This is a genomic window from Bacteroides sp. AF34-31BH, assembly GCF_003602795.1.
Taxonomy (GTDB): domain Bacteria; phylum Bacteroidota; class Bacteroidia; order Bacteroidales; family Bacteroidaceae; genus Bacteroides; species Bacteroides uniformis.
In genome coordinates, this window is record NZ_QTLV01000005.1 from 154,053 (window position 1) to 174,970 (window position 20,918).

At 51.1% G+C, this 20,918-nt stretch carries 13 protein-coding genes; all 13 read left to right on the forward strand.

Annotation, left to right across the window (positions count from 1 at the left end; genetic code table 11):
* The first annotated feature begins 4 nt into the window (after window positions 1-4).
* Window positions 5-1,702 (forward strand): alpha/beta hydrolase, encoded by a 1,698-nt coding sequence (locus DWZ67_RS10190; RefSeq protein WP_133302939.1) that lies wholly within the window; start codon window positions 5-7, stop codon window positions 1,700-1,702.
* A 12-nt stretch (window positions 1,703-1,714) separates the two neighbouring features.
* The gene (locus DWZ67_RS10195) at window positions 1,715-4,081 is read left to right on the forward strand and encodes a glycoside hydrolase family 3 C-terminal domain-containing protein (RefSeq protein WP_117866455.1); all 2,367 of its coding nucleotides are present in this window, start codon (window positions 1,715-1,717) and stop codon (window positions 4,079-4,081) included.
* Window positions 4,082-4,176: 95 nt separating this feature from the next.
* On the forward strand, window positions 4,177-5,061 hold the full coding sequence (locus DWZ67_RS10200; RefSeq protein ID WP_044468431.1) for an alpha/beta hydrolase: 885 nt from the start codon (window positions 4,177-4,179) through the stop codon (window positions 5,059-5,061).
* 50 nt (window positions 5,062-5,111) lie between these two features.
* The gene (locus DWZ67_RS10205; RefSeq protein ID WP_044468434.1) at window positions 5,112-6,314 is read left to right on the forward strand and encodes an esterase; all 1,203 of its coding nucleotides are present in this window, start codon (window positions 5,112-5,114) and stop codon (window positions 6,312-6,314) included.
* 89 nt (window positions 6,315-6,403) lie between these two features.
* Window positions 6,404-7,600 (forward strand): esterase, encoded by a 1,197-nt coding sequence (locus DWZ67_RS10210; protein ID WP_087332879.1) that lies wholly within the window; start codon window positions 6,404-6,406, stop codon window positions 7,598-7,600.
* 4 nt (window positions 7,601-7,604) lie between these two features.
* Window positions 7,605-9,932 carry a glycoside hydrolase family 3 C-terminal domain-containing protein gene (locus DWZ67_RS10215; protein WP_117749501.1) on the forward strand — a complete coding sequence of 776 codons (2,328 nt, stop codon included), beginning with the start codon at window positions 7,605-7,607 and terminating at the stop codon, window positions 9,930-9,932.
* Window positions 9,933-10,068: 136 nt separating this feature from the next.
* Complete coding sequence (locus DWZ67_RS10220; protein WP_120138769.1) at window positions 10,069-12,558, forward strand: glycoside hydrolase family 3 N-terminal domain-containing protein; 2,490 nt, start codon at window positions 10,069-10,071, stop codon at window positions 12,556-12,558.
* A gap of 470 nt (window positions 12,559-13,028) precedes the next feature.
* On the forward strand, window positions 13,029-13,496 hold the full coding sequence (rimP, locus tag DWZ67_RS10225; RefSeq protein WP_005824352.1) for a ribosome assembly cofactor RimP: 468 nt from the start codon (window positions 13,029-13,031) through the stop codon (window positions 13,494-13,496).
* A gap of 4 nt (window positions 13,497-13,500) precedes the next feature.
* The gene (gene nusA, locus DWZ67_RS10230) at window positions 13,501-14,766 is read left to right on the forward strand and encodes a transcription termination factor NusA (RefSeq protein ID WP_005833693.1); all 1,266 of its coding nucleotides are present in this window, start codon (window positions 13,501-13,503) and stop codon (window positions 14,764-14,766) included.
* Window positions 14,767-14,884: 118 nt separating this feature from the next.
* Window positions 14,885-17,932, forward strand: a complete 3,048-nt coding sequence (gene infB / locus DWZ67_RS10235; RefSeq protein WP_005833691.1) for a translation initiation factor IF-2 — start codon at window positions 14,885-14,887, stop codon at window positions 17,930-17,932.
* 153 nt (window positions 17,933-18,085) lie between these two features.
* Window positions 18,086-18,598, forward strand: coding sequence for a CvpA family protein (locus tag DWZ67_RS10240; protein ID WP_008661989.1), 513 nt, complete (start codon window positions 18,086-18,088; stop codon window positions 18,596-18,598).
* Window positions 18,599-18,646: 48 nt separating this feature from the next.
* On the forward strand, window positions 18,647-20,101 hold the full coding sequence (gene sufB / locus DWZ67_RS10245) for a Fe-S cluster assembly protein SufB (RefSeq protein ID WP_008661988.1): 1,455 nt from the start codon (window positions 18,647-18,649) through the stop codon (window positions 20,099-20,101).
* Between the two features lie 44 nt (window positions 20,102-20,145).
* Complete coding sequence (gene sufC / locus DWZ67_RS10250) at window positions 20,146-20,901, forward strand: Fe-S cluster assembly ATPase SufC (protein WP_005824362.1); 756 nt, start codon at window positions 20,146-20,148, stop codon at window positions 20,899-20,901.
* Window positions 20,902-20,918: the final 17 nt, after the last annotated feature.

Here is a 20,918-nt window from a genome sequence, read left to right on the forward strand (position 1 = left end):
TCGTATGAAAAAGATATTTCAATTAACTGCCTTGCTGATGCTTTGTTTCTTAGGAGCATGTAGCGAAGATGGGCTGGACGGATTGTCCGGAAAGTATGACATGGAAAGACGTGTCTATAAGAATATTGTAGCACAATCTACAGACAAGTTGCGCAAGGGCGTGAAACAGCTCAACCTTAAGTTTGCTGACGAAGCCGGTAACGAATGGGACTTGCGCTTAGGTTCTAAGGACTGGGTGTTGCAAAATGGAGTTTTTAAAGCAAAGCTTCTTGAAAAGTTAGAAGAAAGTGATATTAAGTCGGAAGAAGATAAAATCAAGCCGAAGGAACCGCTTACCGCCGGATTGCTGTACAGCATTGTAAGGCAGGACACTATTGCCTCTGGTGACTTGGAAGTCACCTTGTTGGGCGATACTTATTATATTGACGGTCTCTTCATGAGCAAGACCGGCACGCAATATTCTTGCGATTACAAAGGCCCCATCACTTTTGAGATTGGTGAAGACGACCCCGAAGCCAGCGGCTACACCACGGTTCTTACCACATCGCCCGTTTATCTGCTGGATGCCAACAACCAGCCTGTCGGCATCGTTCCCGGTGTATCTCAGTATTCGTTTGCAGTCAGTGACCCTGACGGCAACGGGGTGGCACAGTTCGACCTTATCAACAAGGAAAACATGCCGCTGGAAGCTTTGGCAGGCAGCTACAGTGTGACCGGCAAGTCGGAAGCCGGTTCCATGGCTCAGGGTAATGCACTTCCTGCAGAGTGGGGCGGCTGGTCTTGGGGCAGCTACTTCATCGCCAACGATGCCAAGCAGTATATTTTTGGAGGTACGCTGAACATTGCCGTTGCTACGGGCATGGAGGGCGAAACCCTCTTTACATTCTCCGGCAAGGGTTTGAACACTACGCTGGGCATGGACGCCACCGGTTCGCAAATCCCCGGTACGGCTGCCGATGCAGACTACCGCTTTGTCACCGTGCTGCAAGGCACCGGTTACGAAATGCGCGACCAGCAGATGGAAAGCGCCGTAATGGGGCGCAAGATGCCATTCTCCGTCTATCTGCCCAAAAGCTATGACGGACAGAAGGAATATCCCGTGCTCTACCTGCTGCATGGTGCCGACGGCAACCACAACGACTGGATGGCTCAGGGTATGCTGAATCCCTACGCCAGTGCAGCCGAGGCTGCGGGTGGCAAGGAGATGATTATTGTCTGTCCCAACGGAAGCCCCGACGGTCAGAATATTTTCTATTGCGACAACTATCAGGGAAACAACATGAAGTATATGACCTACTTCTTTGATGAATTCATTCCCTACGTCGAAAGCAATTTCAAGGTGAAAGCCGGACGTGGCACACGTGCCATTGCAGGTCTGTCTATGGGTGGTTTCGGCTCGCTGTATTACAGCTTTCTGCATCCCGAAATGTTCTGCTATGTCTATGCGTGCAGTCCTGCCACCGCCATAGAGGGTGCTCCCAACTTATATGAGATGTTGGGCACGAAAGATCTGCCGGGCATCACCATTGAAATAGGCAAAGGCGACTTCTTGTTCGGCTCTGCCAACAGCTTCAAGCAGGCACTGGACGGCAGCGGCATCGCCAACGAGTACATCACCCGTGACGGCATCCACGACTGGGCTTTCTGGAAAGGCTGTCTGCCCAAACTCTTGAAGAAAGTAAGCGATACATTTGAAGAATAACAGCATTGAGACATGAAAAGATTCTTAACTCCCCTTTTCACCTTTTGCGTGGCGCTGGCTGTGAATGCACAGCCGGTGCCCACCACCGGTTCGCCCGTGCTGCGTGCCGACAACATCGACGAAGTGGTCAGCGCCCTGACCCTTGAAGAGAAAGTGCACCTCGTCATCGGTTGCGGCATGTCGATGGGCAGTGACTCCAAGTTCCCCGGTACTGCCGGACGTACCTACGACATTCCCCGCCTGGGCATCCCATCGGCTTTCCTTGCCGACGGACCGCACCGCCTGGCGATGGCTTCCAAACGAGAGTTCGACAGCCGCACCTATCACGCCACCGAATTCCCCTCGAGCACCACGGTGGCAGCTACGTTCGATCCTGATGCTGCTTACCATGTAGGCCGGGCTCTGGGTACCGAAGTGAAAGACTACGGTATGGACGTGCTCCTCGCCCCCGGTGTCAACCTGATGCGTAACGCCCTCTGCGGACGAAACCACGAGTATTATGCCGAAGACCCCGTGCTGGTGGGCAAGATAGCCGCTGCCTACATCAACGGCATCCAGAGCGAAGGTACCGGCACCTGCCTGAAGCACTTCGCCGTGAACAACCAGGAAACCAACCGCAACAACAACGACTCCCGACTGACGCAGCGCCCCTTGCGCGAGCTTTATCTGAAATGCTTCGAGATAGCCGTCAAGGAGGCTCAGCCCTGGAGCGTGATGACCGCCTACAACAAGGTGAACGGCAAATACACCTGCGAAGACCGCGAACTGACCGAAGATATCCTCCGCAATGAATGGGGATTCAAGGGACTGGTGATGTCCGACTGGAATGCCGGAAAAGATGCCGTGACTTCCATCGCGGCAGGTAATGACATGTTGCAGCCGGGGCAGGAACGCCAGTACAACGCCATTCTGGAAGCCGTGAAGAACGGCACGCTGGATGAGGCGCTCCTCAACCTCAGCGTGAAGCGTGTGCTGGAGTTTGTGGTGAAGAGCCACACCTTTGCCGGTTACAATTATCCCAACGAGACCGACCTCAAAGCCCACGCGCAAGTGGACCGCCGGGTAGGTGCCGAGGGCATCGTGCTGCTGGATAACAAGAATGCGCTGCCTATGGCTGCCGGCATCAGGAAGGTAGCCCTTTACGGCACTACTTCCTACGACATGGTTCCTGCCGGTATGGGATTCGGCAGTACGGGTTTCGGCTACTACACGGTGTCTATGGTAGAAGGCTTGCGCAATGCGGGCTATACGGTAGATAAGGATTTGCTGAACCGCTACAAGAAGCACATGGCCGACGAGCAGAAACGCCTCTTCCCCCACGGTCGTCCTCCTTTCGCGTTCACTCCGCTGCCCCGTGCCGAAGAGTTCCTGCCCACTGCCGAGGAACTGGCCGCGCAAGTGAAAGCCAACGACATCGCCGTGCTTACGCTGGGACGTGTCAGTGGTGAAGGCTGCGACCGCCGTGTGGAAGATTTCCTCTTGAAGGAGAACGAACTGGCTCTGATAAAGCAAGTGTCTGCCGCCTATCGTGCCGCAGGCAAGAAGCTGGTGGTGGTTCTCAACATCTGCAGCCCCGTGGAGACCGCTTCATGGAAAGAACTGGCAGATGCCTTGGTATGCGCTTTCCAGCCCGGGCAGGAAGTGGGCAACTGCATTGCCGACGTGTTGACGGGTAAGGTGAACCCCAGCGGCAAGCTGCCCATGACGTTTGCCGTGAAGTATGGCGACGCGCCGTCGGATGCCAATTTCCCTTTCGACTATGAGTTCAAGATGCCGTCGTTCGCCATGGGTACCGGCATGAACTTCAAGTCCGACAAGAAAGAGGAGAAGCCGAAAGAGCCGGAACGCAACGTCGATTTCACCCTCTACGAGGAGGGCATCTACGTGGGTTACCGTTACTTCGATACCTTTGGTAAAGAGGTGTCTTACCCCTTCGGCCACGGACTGAGCTATACCACCTTTGAATATGCGGTGGAAGAGGCTGCCATCGACGGTGACCGCTGCCGCATGAAAGTGAGCGTGAAGAACACCGGCAAGGTGGCAGGCCGTGAAGCCGTGCAGCTCTATGTCAAGGCTCCCGAGGGCGGCATGGACAAGCCCGCCAAGGAACTGAAAGCCTTCGGCAAGACCCGCCTGCTGAAACCCGGCGAGAGCCAGACCCTGACATTGGAGTGGAACGTGATGGACATGGCCTCCTTCAACGAGAAAAGCAGCTCTTGGGAGTTGGCCAAGGGTGAATATCAATGGATGGCTGCCGCCTCTTCGGCCGACGTGCGTTGCACCACGGTGCAGAAGGTGGCAAAGGCACGCAAGCAGAAAGTGCACGATGCCATGCGGGCACAAGTGCCGGTGGCTGTGCATCCCATGGTGAAGAGATGAGGTGTGCATATACATCACCTGAAAAAACTGATATATATCAATCCGTGTTAGAATGGAAAGCACTTATTTTGTAGTACATTTTTAAAATCTATGCCATGAAAAGATTGATACTTTCTCTTTTTGCCGTCTGCTCGTTGTGGATGGCAAATGCACAGAATCCTGCATGGGGACCACAAAGCAAGGTCGTGACCGACAGCATCTACAGCACGGTGCTGAAGACGCACCGCGCCTATACCATCTATCTGCCTCAGAGCTATGACAAGGAGGCAGACAGGAAGTATCCCATTCTCTACCTGCTGCACGGCATGTCGGGGGTGAATACCAGCTGGTTTACGGACCAGCGTGTGAAGGACGTGATGGACCAGTTGACGGCATCGGGCGAGGCGTGCGAGATGATTATCGTCAGCCCCAACGCCGGAGGCAATCCGGCCACGTGCTGGAACGGCTACTTCAACATGCCGGGATGGGCTTACGAGGATTTCTTCTACAAGGAGTTCATGCCCTATATCGAGAAGACCTACCGTGTGGTGGGCGACCGTCAGCATCGTGCCGTTGCGGGCCTTTCGATGGGTGGAGGCGGAACCACGAGCTACGCGCAGCGCTATCCCGACCTCTATTGTGCGGCATACGCCATGAGTGCCTTGATGAACATCCCCGTCAGTGGTGAGGCGGCGGGAAAAGACCCCGACCCCACAAACAAGATGGCTGTGCTGACCCGTTCGGTGCAGGAGCATAGTTGCATCAAGTATGTGCTGGAGGCTGATGAGGCCCGTAAAGCTGCTCTGCGCACCGTGCAGTGGTTTGTGGATTGCGGTGACGATGATTTCCTGCTCGACCGTAACATCGAGTTCTTCCAGGCGATGCGCAATGCCGGCATTCCTTGCCAGTTCCGCGTGCGCGACGGAGGGCACACCAGTGAATACTGGCATTCGGCATTGTATATGTGTTTGCCTTTTGTGAGCCGGTGCTTTGAGAAATGAGATTTGATTCCCTTCAACTTTCTCCAACTCCTTAAACAATTAAAATGATTATGAAGAAATTTACACTTTTATTTACTTTGTTGCTGATGTGTGCAATGAGCTTTGCGCAACAAGCCTTGTGGGGCGGTGCTCCGGTAGTTTCGCCGGAGATTCACGATGACAATACGGTCACTTTCCGCCTGAAGGCGCCGAAAGCCGTGAAGGTGCAGTTGACGGGTGACTTCCTGCCGCCGCACACCATCCAGACACCGAGGGGCGAGTATGACGCTCCGGGCATCGTCGATATGAAGGAGGGCAAGGACGGCGTGTGGGAATATACCACTGCCGAACCGCTGAAACCCGAACTTTATGGCTATGCTTTCTTTGTGGACGGGCTGAAAATAATGGATCCCGGCAACGTCTATATGATTCGTGATGTGGCAACTGTGACGAATGTGTTCATCATCGGCGGTGACCGTGCCGACCTCTACAAGGTGAACAAAGTGCCTCACGGAACAGTGAGACGTATGTGGTACAATAGTCCCACGCTGGGTATGGACCGCCGCCTGACGGTTTATACACCCGCCGGCTACGAGAACGGCAAGAAGCGTTATCCCGTCTTCTACCTGCTGCATGGCGCCGGAGGTGACGAAGAGGCATGGATTGCCTTGGGCCGTACTTCACAAATCCTGGATAACCTGATAGCGCAGGGCAAGGCAGAACCGATGATTGTAGTGATGACCAACGGCAATGCCTGGCAGGATGCCGCTCCCGGTGAATCGCCCAAAGGTTTCACTGTCCCTTCCATGAGTCCGAAGGAACGTGCTTCCGCTCCGGAAGGAGGCTTCGAACTTTCTTTCCCGGAAATCGTGAAATTCGTGGAGAAGAACTTCCGCACATTGCCGGACAAGAAGCACCGTGCCATTGCAGGCCTCTCGATGGGTGGCTTCCACTCTTGCAGCATCTCGAAGTACTATCCGGATATGTTCGACTATGTGGGCTTGTTCTCGGGTACTGCTTCCAGAAACGATAAGTCCACTTGTCCGGTCTATACCGACTTCGAGGGTAAACTGAAGACGCAGTTTGCCAAGAAACCGGCACTCTATTTCATCGCTTGCGGCAACCGTGACTTTGTCTTCAAGAGCGTGACGGACTTCCGCAAACTGCTCGATGACAACGGTTGCAAGTACGAGTATCTGGAAACGGGCGAGGGACATATCTGGAGGAACTGGCGCATCTATCTGACGGAGTTCGCGCCGAAGTTGTTCAAGTGACTTCGTGCCGATTGATTCACCCTGCACTTCGCCAATCCGAAGTGCAGGATTATAGACTATCTGTTTAATAACAAAATAACAAACTCATTATGAAAAGAATTTCTATTTTATCAGCTCTGTTGCTGATGTGTGCGATGACTTTCGCGCAACAAGCTCTCTGGGGCGGTGCCCCCGTGGTATCACCTGAGATACACGACAACAATACAGTAACTTTCCGCTTGAAGGCGCCGAAAGCCGTAAAGGTGCAAGTAACCGGCGACTTCCTGCCTACGCAGAAAATCAAGACTCCTTTTGGTGAGTTTGATGGTCCGGGTGTGGCAGATTTGAAAGAGAACAAGGACGGTGTGTGGGAATTCACTACTCCCGAACCGCTGAAACCAGAACTCTACAGCTACACTTTCCTGGTAGACGGACTGAAGATTAACGACCCTGCCAACGTCTATATGATTCGCGACGTGGCAAGCGTGACGAACGTGTTCATCATCGGCGGTGACGAGCGCATCGACCTCTACAAGGTGAATAAGGTTCCCCACGGAACGGTATCTAAGGTATGGTACAACAGCCCCACGCTGGGTATGGACCGCCGCCTGACTGTCTATACGCCTGCCGGATATGAGACAAGCGGCAAGCGCTACCCCGTCTTCTACCTGCTACACGGCATGGGTGGCGACGAGAACGCATGGAGCGAACTGGGACGTACGGCACAGATTCTGGATAACCTCATCGCCCAAGGCAAGGCCAAGCCGATGATTGTAGTAATGACCAACGGTAACGCTGCGTTGGAGGCTGCTCCGGGTGAATCGTCACTGGGTTTTGCCGCTCCCAGCATGAATCTGCCCAAGACGATGGAAGGCTCTTTCGAAACGGCTTTCCCCGACGTGGTGAAATTCATTGATAAGACTTACCGTACACAGGCCAACAAGAAGGGGCGTGCCATTGCTGGTCTCTCTATGGGAGGTTTCCACTCCATGCACATCTCCAAGCAATATCCGGACATGTTCGACTATGTAGGGCTGTTCTCGGCTGCCATCATGCCCAACAAAGATGTGAAGTCTCCGATTTATGACAACCTTGAAGCCAAACTGAAAACCCAGTTTGCCAAGAAACCGTCACTCTATTACATCGCTATCGGTAATAAAGACTTCTTGTTCCAGGCCAATAACGACTACCGCAAGATGTTGGACGAGAAGGGTTACAAATATGAATATTATGAAACCGGAGAAGGTCATATCTGGAAGAACTGGCGTATTTACCTGACAGAATTCGCACCGAAGATATTTAAATAAGATTATGAAGAAGAATATCATATCCATGGCAGCAGCAATGGCTGTTTTGTCAGCTTGCGGACCGGGTGTGCCGCAGCTTGGAAAGTCCTCTCTGGATGAGGTGATTGGCGCCATGACCTTGGAAGAAAAGGCGCATCTGGTAGTGGGTACCGGTATGGCAGGTTTCTCGGGTGACAGTGCCGTAATCGGTGCAACGAGAAAGCTAGTGCCGGGTGCGGCAGGAACCACATACCCGATTGAACGCCTCGGCATTCCCGCTGTGGTGCTGGCTGATGGTCCCGCCGGACTGCGTATCGACCCCAAGCGTGAGGGGGATTCGGCTACGTACTATTGTACTCATTTCCCTATCGGAACTTTGCTCGCCTCTACCTGGGACCAGGAACTGGTGGAAAGTGTAGGTCAGTCCATCGGTAACGAAGTGCTGGAATACGGTGCGGACGTGCTGTTGGCTCCGGCGCTGAACATTCACCGTAATCCGCTTTGCGGACGTAACTTCGAGTATTATTCTGAAGACCCGTTGGTGTCGGGTAAGATTGCCGCCGCCTACGTACGTGGTGTGCAGAGCAACGGTGTGGGTACCAGTATCAAGCACTTTGCTGTGAACAACCAGGAAACCAACCGTATGGCTACGGATGCGCATGTATCTCCACGCGCCTTGCGCGAAATCTACTTGAAAGGATTCGAGATTGCCGTGAAGGAATCCGCTCCTTGGACCGTGATGTCCTCATACAACTACCTGAACGGTGTCTACACTTCGGAAAACAAGGAGTTGCAGACAACCATGTTGCGCGACGAATGGGGCTTCAAGGGCATGGTGATGACCGACTGGTTTGGCGGCAAGGATGCCGTGGCACAGATGGTGGCAGGCAATGACATGTTGCAGCCCGGTCTGCCCAAGCAGTACGAAGCCATCGTGAAGGGTGTGCAGGACGGAGCGTTAGATGAAGCCATCCTCAATCAGAATGTGAAGCGTATTCTGGAGATGATTCTCCAGACTCCCCACTTCAAGGGATATAAATACTCCAACAAGCCTGATTTGAAGGCGCATGCTGCCGTAACCCGCCAGTCGGCAACGGAAGGCATGGTATTGCTGAAGAACGATAACGGTGCTCTGCCGCTGGCTGCCGACGTGAAGAACGTGGCACTCTTCGGTTGCACTTCCTACGATTTCATTGCAGGCGGTACAGGTTCGGGTAATGTGAACCGCGCTTATACCGTTTCGCTATTGGACGGCTTGAAGAATGCCGGCTATGTGGTGGATGAAGCGCTGAAGAATAGCTATGAAGCTTACCTGAAAGCCGAGAAAGAACGTCTGTCCAAAGATAAGAAAGAGTGGTTCATGCCCGATACCCGTCCGGCTGAGATGGCTGTTTCCGCACAAGTCATCCGCGAGCAGGCTGCCAAGGCCGATGTGGCACTGGTGACGCTGGGACGTACCTCCGGTGAGTTCCTTGACCGTATGGTAGCCGACTTCAACCTCACCAAAGAGGAACAGAACATGTTGAAAGCTGTGTCCGATGTTTTCCACGCTGCCGGAAAGAAGGTAGTGGTGGTGCTCAATATCGGTGGTGTGATTGAAACTGCTTCTTGGAAATCTGCTCCCGATGCCATTCTTTGTGCATGGCAGGCAGGCCAGGAGGGAGGAAACAGTGTGGCTGACGTACTGAGTGGCAAGGCTTCTCCTTCGGGCAAGCTGACAATGACTTTCCCGGTGAAGTTTGAAGATGCTGCTTCTTCCGACAACTTCCCGATAGACATGCGTGTAAGCACCGACCTTATGAACAAAGGCGGGAAGAAGAACGACGTGAAGAACGTGGACTATACCAATTACGAAGAGGACATTTACGTGGGTTACCGTTACTTCGACACCTTCGGCAAGCAGGTTTCCTATCCTTTCGGTTACGGTCTTTCCTATACCACTTTTGCTTACGACAAGGCTGCTGTCAAGGCAGACAACGGTGTCTATACCGTGTCTGTAGAAGTGAAGAACACCGGTAAGGTAGCAGGCAAGGAAGTGGTTCAGCTTTATGTATCCGCTCCCGATGCTGCAGACGCCAACAAACCCGAAAAGGAACTGAAAGCTTTCGCCAAGACCAAGGAACTGAAACCGGGCGAAACTACTGTGGTGACGCTGAAAGTGAATGCTGCCGACCTGGCTTCCTACGATGAGGCTGCATCGGCATGGGTGGTAACTCCCGGAAACTACAAGTTCCTCGTCGGAGCTTCCTCACGCGACATCAAGGCTATGCTGGAGGCTGAAGTAGCTGCCGCAACGCAGAAGACGAACGACATCCTGAAACTTCAGGAACCGATGAGTCTCTTGAAGAGATGAGAGTAGGATTGTCTGAAAAAATAACAAATCATACCCTAAAAAACATCCTGTTGTACCCTTTGGTATGGCAGGATGTTCTTATCTTTGTACCTCGTATAAACAGATAGTGCAACTATTATAAACCAATATCACAACCATGAGTAAAAAGTTAATCTTATCTTTAGCCCTATCAGGGTTAGTACTTACTGCTACGGCGCAGACCACTGTTGCGCCTGCCATTCCAAGAGACGAGAAAATAGAACAGCAGATTGAGACTTTGCTGAAGAAGATGACGCTTGACGAGAAAGTCGGTCAGATGTGCGAACTCACTATCGACCTCCTGCAGAAACGCGCCAATCCCTTTGCCGGCCTCGACCCGAAGAACATCACGGTGAAGGACCTGCAAAAAATCATCAAGAGATACAAGCTTGAAAAGGAATTCAAGCTGGGCAAGGAGATGCCTTCGCAGGATGTGATGATGAAGCTCTATATGCGTATCCAAGGCATTGAGAATGCCAAGGGCTTCCAGTTGGACGAGGCGATGCTCGACTCTGTCATCGGAAAATACAAAGTAGGCTCCATCTTGAACGTGCCCAACGGTGTGGCACAGAGCGTGGAGAAGTGGCAGGAAATCATCAAACGCATTCAGGAGAAATCCATGGAGGTGATGGGTATTCCTTGTGTGTACGGTGTAGACCAGATACACGGAACTACCTATACGCTGGGTGGTACTTTCTTCCCGCAAGGCGTCAATATGGGAGCTACCTTCAACCGTGAACTGACACGTGAAGGTGCACGCATCTCCGCTTATGAAACAAAGGCGGGAAGCATTCCCTGGACGTATGCCCCGGTGACCGACCTCGGACGTGACCCGCGCTGGCCTCGTATGTGGGAAAACTATGGTGAAGACGCCTACGTCAATGCCGAAATGGGACGTGAAGCAGTTATCGGTTTCCAGGGCGAGAACCCCAACCTGATTGGCGAGAACAACGTTGCCGCTTGTATGAAGCACTATATGGGTTATGGTGTTCCCGTTTCCGGTAAGGACCGTACGCCGTCTTCCATCACCGAGCAGGATATGCGTGAGAAGCATTTCGCTCCTTATCTGGAAATGGTGAAAGCAGGTGCCCTCTCCGTGATGGTGAACTCCGCCATGAACAACGGCCTGCCTTTCCATGCCAACTATGAGCTGCTGACCAAGTGGCTGAAAGAAGACCTCAACTGGGACGGTATGATCGTGACCGACTGGGCGGACATCAACAACCTTTATAGCCGCGACCACATTGCCAAGGACAAGAAGGAAGCCATCAAGCTCGCCATCAATGCCGGTATCGACATGTCTATGGACCCGTACGACTGGAAGTTCTGTACACTCTTGAAGGAGCTGGTGGAAGAAGGTGAAGTTCCCATGAGCCGTATAGACGATGCTGTACGTCGTGTGCTGCGTTTGAAGTACCGTCTCAACCTATTTGAAAAGCCCTATTATGACTTGAAAGACTTCCCGTTGTTCGGTAGTGCGGAACATGCCGCTGCTGCATTGCAGGCTGCCGAAGAGTCTTTGGTACTCCTGAAGAATACAGACGGTATATTGCCGTTGGCAAAAGGCAAGAAACTGCTGGTTACCGGTCCGAATGCCAATTCCATGCGTTGCCTCAACGGTGGCTGGTCCTATTCATGGCAGGGCGACAAGGCCGACGAGCATGCAAGCCAATACAATACGATTCTTGAAGCCTTCACCAATAAATTCGGTGCGGACAATATCATTTACGAAGCCGGTGTCACTTATAAGCAAGGTGGCAACTGGTGGGAAGAAAACACTCCGGAGATAGAGAAAGCTGTAGCTGCCGCTGCCGGTGCCGACTACATCGTTGCCTGCATCGGTGAGAACTCTTACTGCGAGACTCCGGGTAACCTGACGAACCTCTTCCTCTCCCAGAACCAGCTCGATTTGGTGAAGGCTCTTGCCAAGACCGGGAAGCCCATCATTCTGGTGTTGAACGAAGGCCGTCCCCGTCTGATTGCCGACATCGAGCCACTGGCTAAAGCGGTTGTCAATACTATGCTTCCGGGTAACTACGGCGGCGATGCGTTGGCAAACCTCATTGCCGGCGACGCCAACTTCAGCGGAAAGATGCCTTTCACTTATCCGAAGGAAATCAACTCGCTGATTACGTACGACTACAAACCGTGCGAACACATCGGCAAGCAGATGGAAGGTGCTTATAACTACGATGCGCAAGTGTCCGTACAGTGGGCGTTCGGTTATGGATTGAGCTATACCACTTTTGCATACAGCAACCTCAAGGTGGATAAGTCGGACTTTACCGCTGATGATGTGCTTACTTTCACCGTTGATGTGAAGAATACCGGCAACCGCATTGGTAAGGAAAGCGTGCTGCTCTTCAGCAGCGACCTCGTTGCCTCCCTTACTCCCGATACCCGCCGTCTTCGCGCTTTCGAAAAGGTGGAACTGAAACCGGGCGAGACAAAGACCGTGACACTGAAACTGAAAGGCTCCGACCTTGCTTTTGTAGGCTATGACGGCAAGTGGATTCTGGAGAAAGGTGACTTCCGCATCCAGACGGGTGACCAGACAGTGAACGTGGTTTGTACGGATACCAAGAAGTGGGAGACTCCGAATAAGTGATACGACAAGGTCTTTTAGACCTTTAGAACCATAGTAAAAGGGCCGATAGCATGAAACAAGCTATCGGCCTTTTATTTTTCCGCGTTGTCTTTCAACAGTATCTTCTTTCCGCTTGTACCTCCTTACTTCTTTTCTTGAAACAATAGAGATTGTATGCATGAGATGTACATCTCATGTTGTTTGAGATGCGCATCTCGTTGTGCTTGACATGTGCATCTCATGTAGTATGGAACGTGATAATTCATTTCATAAAGTATAAGCTTCTGTCTCATAAGATTATATGTTTTACCCCTTATCTTGAAGTGTTGAAAGGGCGTGTCTGTAATATAATTCCCGTTTGAACCGTTAAATCAATCTTTTTTTCTCTAATATTTTGTAGTCGAACAGATTATTTATATCTTTGCAACCGAAAACGGATGAAAGGTGGAGGGGCGATTAAGCTCCTCTTTTTTGTTCCTAATGGTTAATCTATGATAGAAAAGAAAACTGTTTGTCAGATTGTTGACGAGTGGCTGGCAGGAAAGGACTACTTCCTCGTGGAGGTGACAATCAGCCCGGATGACAAGATTTTGGTGGAAATAGACCACAAAGAAGGTGTTTGGATTGAGGACTGCGTAGAGCTGAGCCGCTACATCGAGTCCAAGTTGAACCGTGAGGATGAGGATTATGAGTTGGAAGTCGGTTCGGCCGGCATCGGACAGCCCTTCAAGGTACTGCAGCAGTACATTAACCACATCGGCAAGGAAGTGGAAGTGCTGGCAAAGGACGGCCGCAAGCTCAGCGGCGTGTTGAAGGAAGCCGACGAACAGCATTTCGTCGTGACCATTCAGAAGAAAGTGAAAGAGGAAGGTGCCAAGCGTCCCAAGCTGGTGGACGAGGACTTGACCTTTACGTATGAAGAGATAAAATACACTAAATACTTAATCAGTTTTAAATAAGACTATGGCCAAAAAAGTAGAAACTGTCAGCTTGATAGATACATTTTCGGAATTTAAGGAACTGAAGAATATCGACAGAACCACGATGGTAAGCGTACTCGAGGAGTCGTTCCGTAGTGTGATTGCGAAAATGTTCGGTACCGATGAGAATTACGACGTAATTGTAAACCCGGACAAGGGTGACTTCGAAATATGGCGTAACCGTGAGGTAGTGGCAGACGAGGATTTGGAAAACCCGAACCTGCAGATTGCATTGTCCGAAGCACAAAAGATTGATGCTTCTTATGAAGTGGGCGAGGAAGTGACGGATGAAGTTATCTTCGCGAACTTCGGTCGCCGTGCCATCTTGAACTTGCGCCAGACACTGGCCTCCAAGATATTGGAACTGGAGAAAGATAGTATTTACAACAAATACATTGATAAAGTGGGTACCATCATCAATGCGGAAGTCTACCAGATTTGGAAGAAAGAGATGCTGCTGCTCGATGATGAAGGCAACGAACTGTTGCTGCCCAAGACCGAACAGATACCGAGTGACTTCTACCGCAAGGGCGAGACCGCCCGCGCCGTAGTGGCACGTGTGGACAACAAGAATAATAATCCGAAGATTATCCTGAGCCGTACGTCGCCCGTCTTCCTGCAACGTCTGTTCGAAATGGAAGTACCCGAAATCAATGACGGACTGATTACCATCAAGAAGATTGCCCGCATCCCCGGCGAGCGTGCCAAGATTGCCGTTGAGAGCTACGATGACCGTATCGATCCGGTAGGTGCTTGCGTGGGTGTGAAGGGTAGCCGTATTCATGGTATTGTCCGCGAGCTTCGCAACGAGAATATCGACGTTATCAACTATACGTCCAATATCCAGTTGTTTATACAGCGTGCCTTGAGCCCTGCCAAGATTTCTTCCATCCGCTTGAACGAGGAAGAACGCAAGGCTGAAGTGTTCTTGAAACCCGAAGAGGTGTCGCTGGCTATCGGTAAAGGCGGTTTGAATATCAAGCTTGCCAGTATGTTGACTGAGTACACCATCGACGTGTTCCGTGAGTTGGATGAGGCCATAGAGGATGAAGACATCTACTTGGACGAATTCCGTGATGAAATAGACGGTTGGGTTATCGATGCCATCAAGGCTATCGGTATCGATACGGCTAAGGCTGTGTTGAACGCTCCCCGTGAGATGTTGATTGAGAAGACGGACCTCGAAGAAGAGACGGTGGACGAGGTATTGCGCATTTTGAAACAGGAGTTTGAAGAGGAGAATGAATGATTTACGATTTTACGATTTACGATTTACGATTAGAGTTTGATTGTAAATGTAAGTCGTTCCGCTCCGAGTATTATCAATCGTAAATCGTAAATGGTTAAATCGTAAATAGAAAAAATTGATGACGATAAGGTTAAACAAAGTAACAAGAGATTTAAATGTAGGGATTACGACGGCTGTCGAGTTCCTGCAAAAGAAGGGATTTACCGTTGAGGCAAATCCGAACACAAAAATTACGGATGAACAGTTCGAACTGCTCAAAAAGGAGTTTAGTACAGATAAGGACCTTAAGATAAAGTCGGAGCGTTTCAGCCAGGAACGTCAGAGCAAGGACCGCAACAAGGCGTCCGTGTCTATTGACGGCTATAGGGAAACGCAGGAGAAAGCGAAGCCCGAAGAGATTAAGACGGTTGTTCCGGAAGACGCACGTCCGAAGTTCAAGCCGGTAGGCAAGATTGATTTGGACAAACTGAACCGTAGACCTGCTCCTGCTCAGGAAAAAGAGAAAGAAGCGGAAAAAGCGGTAGAGGAGAAGAAGGTGGAGGAACCGGCAGTTGTAGAAACGCCGAAACCGGAACCTGCTCCTGCTCCCCAACCGGAACCACAGCCGCAACCGGAGGTACAGCCGGCATCTGAACCCGAGCCGCAGCCCGTTTCGGAACCGCAGCCACAACCCGTTGTCAAGGAAGAGCCTGCTCCGGTTGTAGAGGCTCAACAAGAATCTAAAAAGGAAGAAATGATAGAAGCGCCTGCTCCCGCACCGGCAGCTGAAGAAGCACCGGTTGAAAAAGAGGGGAAAGAAGAAGGAGAAGAAATCTTCAAGATACATCAGCCTGAGTTTGTTTCGAAGATTAATGTTATCGGACAGATAGACTTGGCGGCCCTGAACCAATCCACACGCCCAAAGAAGAAATCGAAAGAGGAGAAACGCAAGGAGCGTGAAGAGAAGGAAAAGATTCGTCAGGATCAGAAGAAGCAGATGAAGGAAGCTATCATCAAGGAAATCCGCCGTGATGACAGCAAGTTGAAGGATACCGCTGCCGGTGATGCCAACGGCAAGAAGAAACGTGTCCGTATCAATAAGGAGAAAGTGGACATCAACAATGCTTCCAACTTCCAGCGTGGTGGCAACGACCGTGGACACGCAGGTGCCCAGCAAGGTCAGGGTGCCCGCCCGCAAGGTGGAAACCAGCCTGGTGGAAACAATGCCAATAATAACCGCAACCGCAATAAGGACCGCTTCAAGAAGCCGGTCATCAAGCAGGAGGTTAGCGAGGAAGATGTAGCAAAGCAGGTAAAGGAAACTTTGGCACGCCTCACTTCCAAAGGAAAGAACAAAGGTGCCAAGTATCGTAAGGAAAAACGTGACATGGCTTCCAGCCGTATGCAGGAATTGGAAGACATGGAAATGGCAGAAAGCAAGGTACTGAAGATTACGGAATTCGTGACGGCCAACGAGTTGGCAAGCATGATGGATGTTTCTGTTACTCAGGTCATCGCCACTTGTATGAGCATTGGTATGATGGTATCCATCAACCAGCGTCTGGATGCCGAGACCATCAACTTGGTGGCTGAGGAATTCGGCTTCAAGACAGAATATGTAAGCGCAGAAGTGGCGCAGGCCATCGTAGAGGAAGAGGATGATGAGGAAGATTTGGAACCTCGCGCTCCGATTGTAACGGTGATGGGTCACGTAGACCACGGTAAGACTTCATTGCTCGACTATATCCGTAAGGCGAATGTGATTGCCGGTGAAGCGGGTGGTATCACACAGCACATCGGTGCCTACCACGTGTCGCTGGACGACGGACGTAAGATTACATTCCTCGATACTCCGGGCCACGAGGCGTTTACCGCCATGCGTGCCCGTGGTGCCAAAGCTACGGATATTGCCATCATCATTGTGGCTGCTGACGACAACGTGATGCCGCAGACAAAGGAAGCCATCAACCATGCCATGGCTGCGGGTGTTCCTATTGTATTTGCAATCAATAAGATTGATAAACCGACTGCCAATCCCGACAAGATTAAGGAAGAGCTGGCTGCCATGAACTTCTTGGTGGAAGAGTGGGGCGGTAAGTATCAGTCGCAAGATATCTCTGCCAAAAAGGGTATCGGTGTACCCGAGTTGATGGAGAAAGTGCTGCTCGAAGCAGAAATGCTGGAGCTGAAAGCAAACCCGAACCGCCGTGCTACCGGTTCCATTATCGAGTCCTCATTGGATAAGGGTCGTGGCTATGTGGCTACGGTACTCGTTTCCAACGGTACCTTGAAAATGGGCGACATCGTGCTGGCGGGTACCAGCTACGGTAAGGTGAAGGCTATGTTCAATGAGCGTAACCAACGCATGCAGGAGGCTGGTCCTTCTACACCTGCCCTGATATTGGGCTTGAACGGTGCACCTGCTGCTGGCGACACGTTCCACGTAATCGAAACGGAGCAGGAAGCACGCGAGATTGCCAACAAACGCGAACAGTTGCAGCGTGAACAAGGTTTGCGTACGCAGAAGATGCTGACGCTCGACGAAGTGGGCCGCCGTCTGGCGCTGGGTGACTTCCATGAGCTGAACGTGATTGTGAAGGGTGACGTGGACGGTTCTGTGGAAGCGTTGAGCGACTCTTTAATCAAGCTGTCTACGGAGCAGGTGCAGGTAAACGTAATCCACAAGGGTGTCGGTCAGATTTCCGAATCGGATGTCTCGCTGGCTGCCGCTTCGGATGCGATTATCGTCGGTTTCCAGGTACGTCCTTCGGGTGCTGCCGCCAAGATGGCAGAGCAGGAGGGTGTGGATATCCGCAAGTACTCCGTCATCTACGATGCCATCGAAGAGGTGAAGGCTGCCATGGAAGGTATGCTGGCACCGACATTGAAGGAGCAGATAACGGCAACCATCGAGGTGCGCGAAGTGTTCAACATCACGAAGGTGGGACTGGTGGCAGGTGCCATGGTCAAGACCGGAAAGGTGAAACGCAGCGACAAGGCCCGTTTGATACGCGACGGTATCGTAATCTTTACGGGTGCCATCAATGCCCTGAAGCGCTTCAAGGACGACGTGAAGGAGGTAGGTACCAATTTCGAGTGCGGTATCAGCCTGACAAACTGCAACGACATCAAGGTGGGCGATATTATCGAATCTTACGAAGAAATAGAAGTGAAGCAAACATTATAATTGAATAATGTGCAAATATGCTAATGTGCCAATTGGCTGCGCGTACAGAAAATGCCGCAGGGCAATTGGCACATTTTGCATATTAGTTATTTGCTCATTGACCCATTAGCATATTGGCACATTAGCATATTGTCACATTGGTACATTAATTTTATGGCAATTATAGATATCATCATATTGGCTGCTTTCGGCTTGGGCGCAATCATCGGCTTCATGAAAGGTTTTGTGAAGCAATTGGCCTCTCTGCTGGGGCTGATTGTCGGTCTGCTGGCGGCAAAGGCTTTGTATGCCTCGTTGGCAGTGAAGCTGTGCCCCATGTTGACAGACTCTATGACAGTGGCGCAAGTACTGGCATTTGTCTTCATCTGGCTGGCTGTTCCTTTGCTCTTCTCCCTGGTGGCTTCTCTGCTGACCCGGGCAATGGAGGCCGTCTCGCTGGGCTGGCTCAATCATTGGTTGGGGGCTGGTCTAGGGGCTTTGAAGTACCTCCTGCTGACGAGCCTGCTGATTGGTGTCATCGAATTTATAGACGGAGACAATACGCTGATTAGCAAAACAAAAAAGAAAGAATCAGTGTTATATTATCCTATGGAAGAGTTTGCCGGGATATTCTTTCCCGCAGCAAAGGCGGTTACGGAGCAGATTGTAAACGGAGACTTTGACTGATACCGTGAACCGTGATTTTGTAATTCATAATTTGTAATTATAGAAGTGATGCAACAAGAAGAACCCAATAAATATGTAAAGGAACTCACTCAGGAGAAGTATAAGTACGGTTTCACGACCGACGTGCATACAGACATCATTGAGCGCGGGCTGAATGAAGATGTAGTGCGGCTTATCTCTGAGAAGAAGGGAGAACCGGAATGGTTGCTGGAGTTCCGCCTGAAGGCATATCGCCACTGGCTGACATTGGAGATGCCTACATGGGCACATCTCCGCATTCCCGAAATAGATTATCAGGCCATATCCTACTATGCCGACCCTACGAAGAAGAAGGAAGGACCGAAAAGCATGGATGAGGTAGACCCTGAGTTGATAAAAACTTTCAATAAGCTGGGCATTCCGCTGGAAGAACAGATGGCGTTAAGCGGTATGGCTGTGGATGCCGTTATGGACTCGGTGTCTGTAAAGACTACCTTCAAGGAGACACTGATGGAGAAAGGAATCATCTTCTGCTCGTTCAGCGAGGCTGTACACGAGCATCCCGACTTGGTACAGAAATATCTCGGTTCGGTGGTGCCTTATCGTGACAACTTCTTTGCGGCACTGAACTCGGCGGTGTTCTCCGACGGTTCTTTTGTCTATATCCCGAAGGGGGTACGCTGTCCGATGGAGTTGTCCACCTATTTCCGCATCAATGCCCGCAATACGGGGCAGTTCGAAAGAACCTTGATTGTGGCGGATGATGATTCGTACGTTTCTTATCTGGAAGGGTGTACGGCTCCGATGCGTGACGAGAACCAGTTGCACGCGGCCATTGTGGAAATTGTAGTGCACGACCGTGCAGAAGTGAAATACAGCACCGTGCAGAACTGGTATCCCGGTGATGCCGAGGGCCGGGGTGGTGTCTATAACTTTGTGACGAAGCGTGGCCATTGTAAAGGGGTGGACAGTAAACTGTCTTGGACACAAGTGGAAACAGGTTCGGCCATTACCTGGAAGTATCCGTCTTGCATCCTTTCCGGCGACAATTCGACAGCGGAGTTCTATAGTGTGGCAGTAACCAATAACCATCAGCAGGCAGACACGGGAACAAAGATGATTCATCTGGGCAAGAATACCCGGAGCACCATTGTGAGCAAAGGCATTTCTGCCGGAAAGAGCGAAAACTCTTACCGCGGCTTGGTGCGCGTGGCACAGAAAGCGGACAATGCTCGTAATTACAGCCAGTGCGACTCCTTGCTACTTGGTGACAAATGCGGCGCGCATACTTTCCCCTACATGGATATTCACAATGAAACGGCCATCGTGGAGCATGAGGCCACTACCAGCAAAATCAGTGAGGACCAGATATTCTACTGCAATCAGCGCGGTATTTCTACGGAAGATGCCGTGGGGCTGATTGTGAACGGTTATGCCAAAGAGGTTTTGAATAAACTTCCGATGGAGTTTGCCGTAGAAGCGCAGAAATTGCTTGCCATTTCGCTGGAAGGAAGCGTGGGGTGATTTATAAATAGTAAATTGTAAATAGTCAAATAGTAAATATAAAGATGTTAGAGATAAAAGACCTGCATGCCAGCATCAATGGCAAAGAAATATTGAAAGGCATCAACTTGACCATACGTGATGGAGAAGTACATGCACTGATGGGACAGAACGGTGCCGGTAAAAGTACGTTGAGTAATGTGTTGGTTGGCCATCCTGCTTACGAAGTGACGCGCGGCTCAATTACCTTTAATGGCAAGGACTTGCTTGCCATGAGTCCTGAGGACCGTGCACATGAAGGAATCTTTCTTTCTTTCCAGGCTCCGGTAGAGATTCCGGGCGTGTCGATGGTGAACTTCATGCGTGCGGCTGTGAATGAGCAACGCAAGTACCGCCATCTGCCTGCTTTGTCGGCCAGTGAGTTCCTGAAGCTGATGCGCGAGAAGCGTGCCATTGTGGAGTTGGACAACAAGCTGGCCAACCGTAGCGTGAACGAAGGTTTCAGCGGCGGTGAAAAGAAGCGTAACGAGATATTCCAGATGGCGATGTTGGAACCGACTTTTGCTATTTTGGACGAGACGGATTCCGGATTGGATGTGGATGCTTTGCGTATTGTGGCCGACGGTTTCAACAAACTCAAGACTGCGGAAACCAGTGCTATGGTCATTACCCACTACCAGCGGTTGTTGGACTATATCAAACCCGATACGGTACATGTACTGCTGGGTGGACGTATCGTAAAGACCGGTGGACCGGAATTGGCGAAGGAGATTGAAACACGTGGCTTCGATTGGATAAGGAAAGAAGCAGGTGAATTATAAACTCATAATCTGAAAAC

Excerpts from the sequence above, each read along its gene's own strand:
- DWZ67_RS10190 (WP_133302939.1), top strand. The coding sequence starts at position 5 with ATGAAAAAGATATTTCAATTAACTGCCTTGCTGATGCTTTGTTTCTTA.
- DWZ67_RS10195 (WP_117866455.1), top strand. The coding sequence starts at position 1,715 with ATGAAAAGATTCTTAACTCCCCTTTTCACCTTTTGCGTGGCGCTGGCT.
- DWZ67_RS10200 (WP_044468431.1), top strand. The coding sequence starts at position 4,177 with ATGAAAAGATTGATACTTTCTCTTTTTGCCGTCTGCTCGTTGTGGATG.
- DWZ67_RS10205 (WP_044468434.1), top strand. The coding sequence starts at position 5,112 with ATGAAGAAATTTACACTTTTATTTACTTTGTTGCTGATGTGTGCAATG.
- DWZ67_RS10210 (WP_087332879.1), top strand. The coding sequence starts at position 6,404 with ATGAAAAGAATTTCTATTTTATCAGCTCTGTTGCTGATGTGTGCGATG.
- DWZ67_RS10215 (WP_117749501.1), top strand. The coding sequence starts at position 7,605 with ATGAAGAAGAATATCATATCCATGGCAGCAGCAATGGCTGTTTTGTCA.
- DWZ67_RS10220 (WP_120138769.1), top strand. The coding sequence starts at position 10,069 with ATGAGTAAAAAGTTAATCTTATCTTTAGCCCTATCAGGGTTAGTACTT.
- rimP (WP_005824352.1), top strand. The coding sequence starts at position 13,029 with ATGATAGAAAAGAAAACTGTTTGTCAGATTGTTGACGAGTGGCTGGCA.
- nusA (WP_005833693.1), top strand. The coding sequence starts at position 13,501 with ATGGCCAAAAAAGTAGAAACTGTCAGCTTGATAGATACATTTTCGGAA.
- infB (WP_005833691.1), top strand. The coding sequence starts at position 14,885 with ATGACGATAAGGTTAAACAAAGTAACAAGAGATTTAAATGTAGGGATT.
- DWZ67_RS10240 (WP_008661989.1), top strand. The coding sequence starts at position 18,086 with ATGGCAATTATAGATATCATCATATTGGCTGCTTTCGGCTTGGGCGCA.
- sufB (WP_008661988.1), top strand. The coding sequence starts at position 18,647 with ATGCAACAAGAAGAACCCAATAAATATGTAAAGGAACTCACTCAGGAG.
- sufC (WP_005824362.1), top strand. The coding sequence starts at position 20,146 with ATGTTAGAGATAAAAGACCTGCATGCCAGCATCAATGGCAAAGAAATA.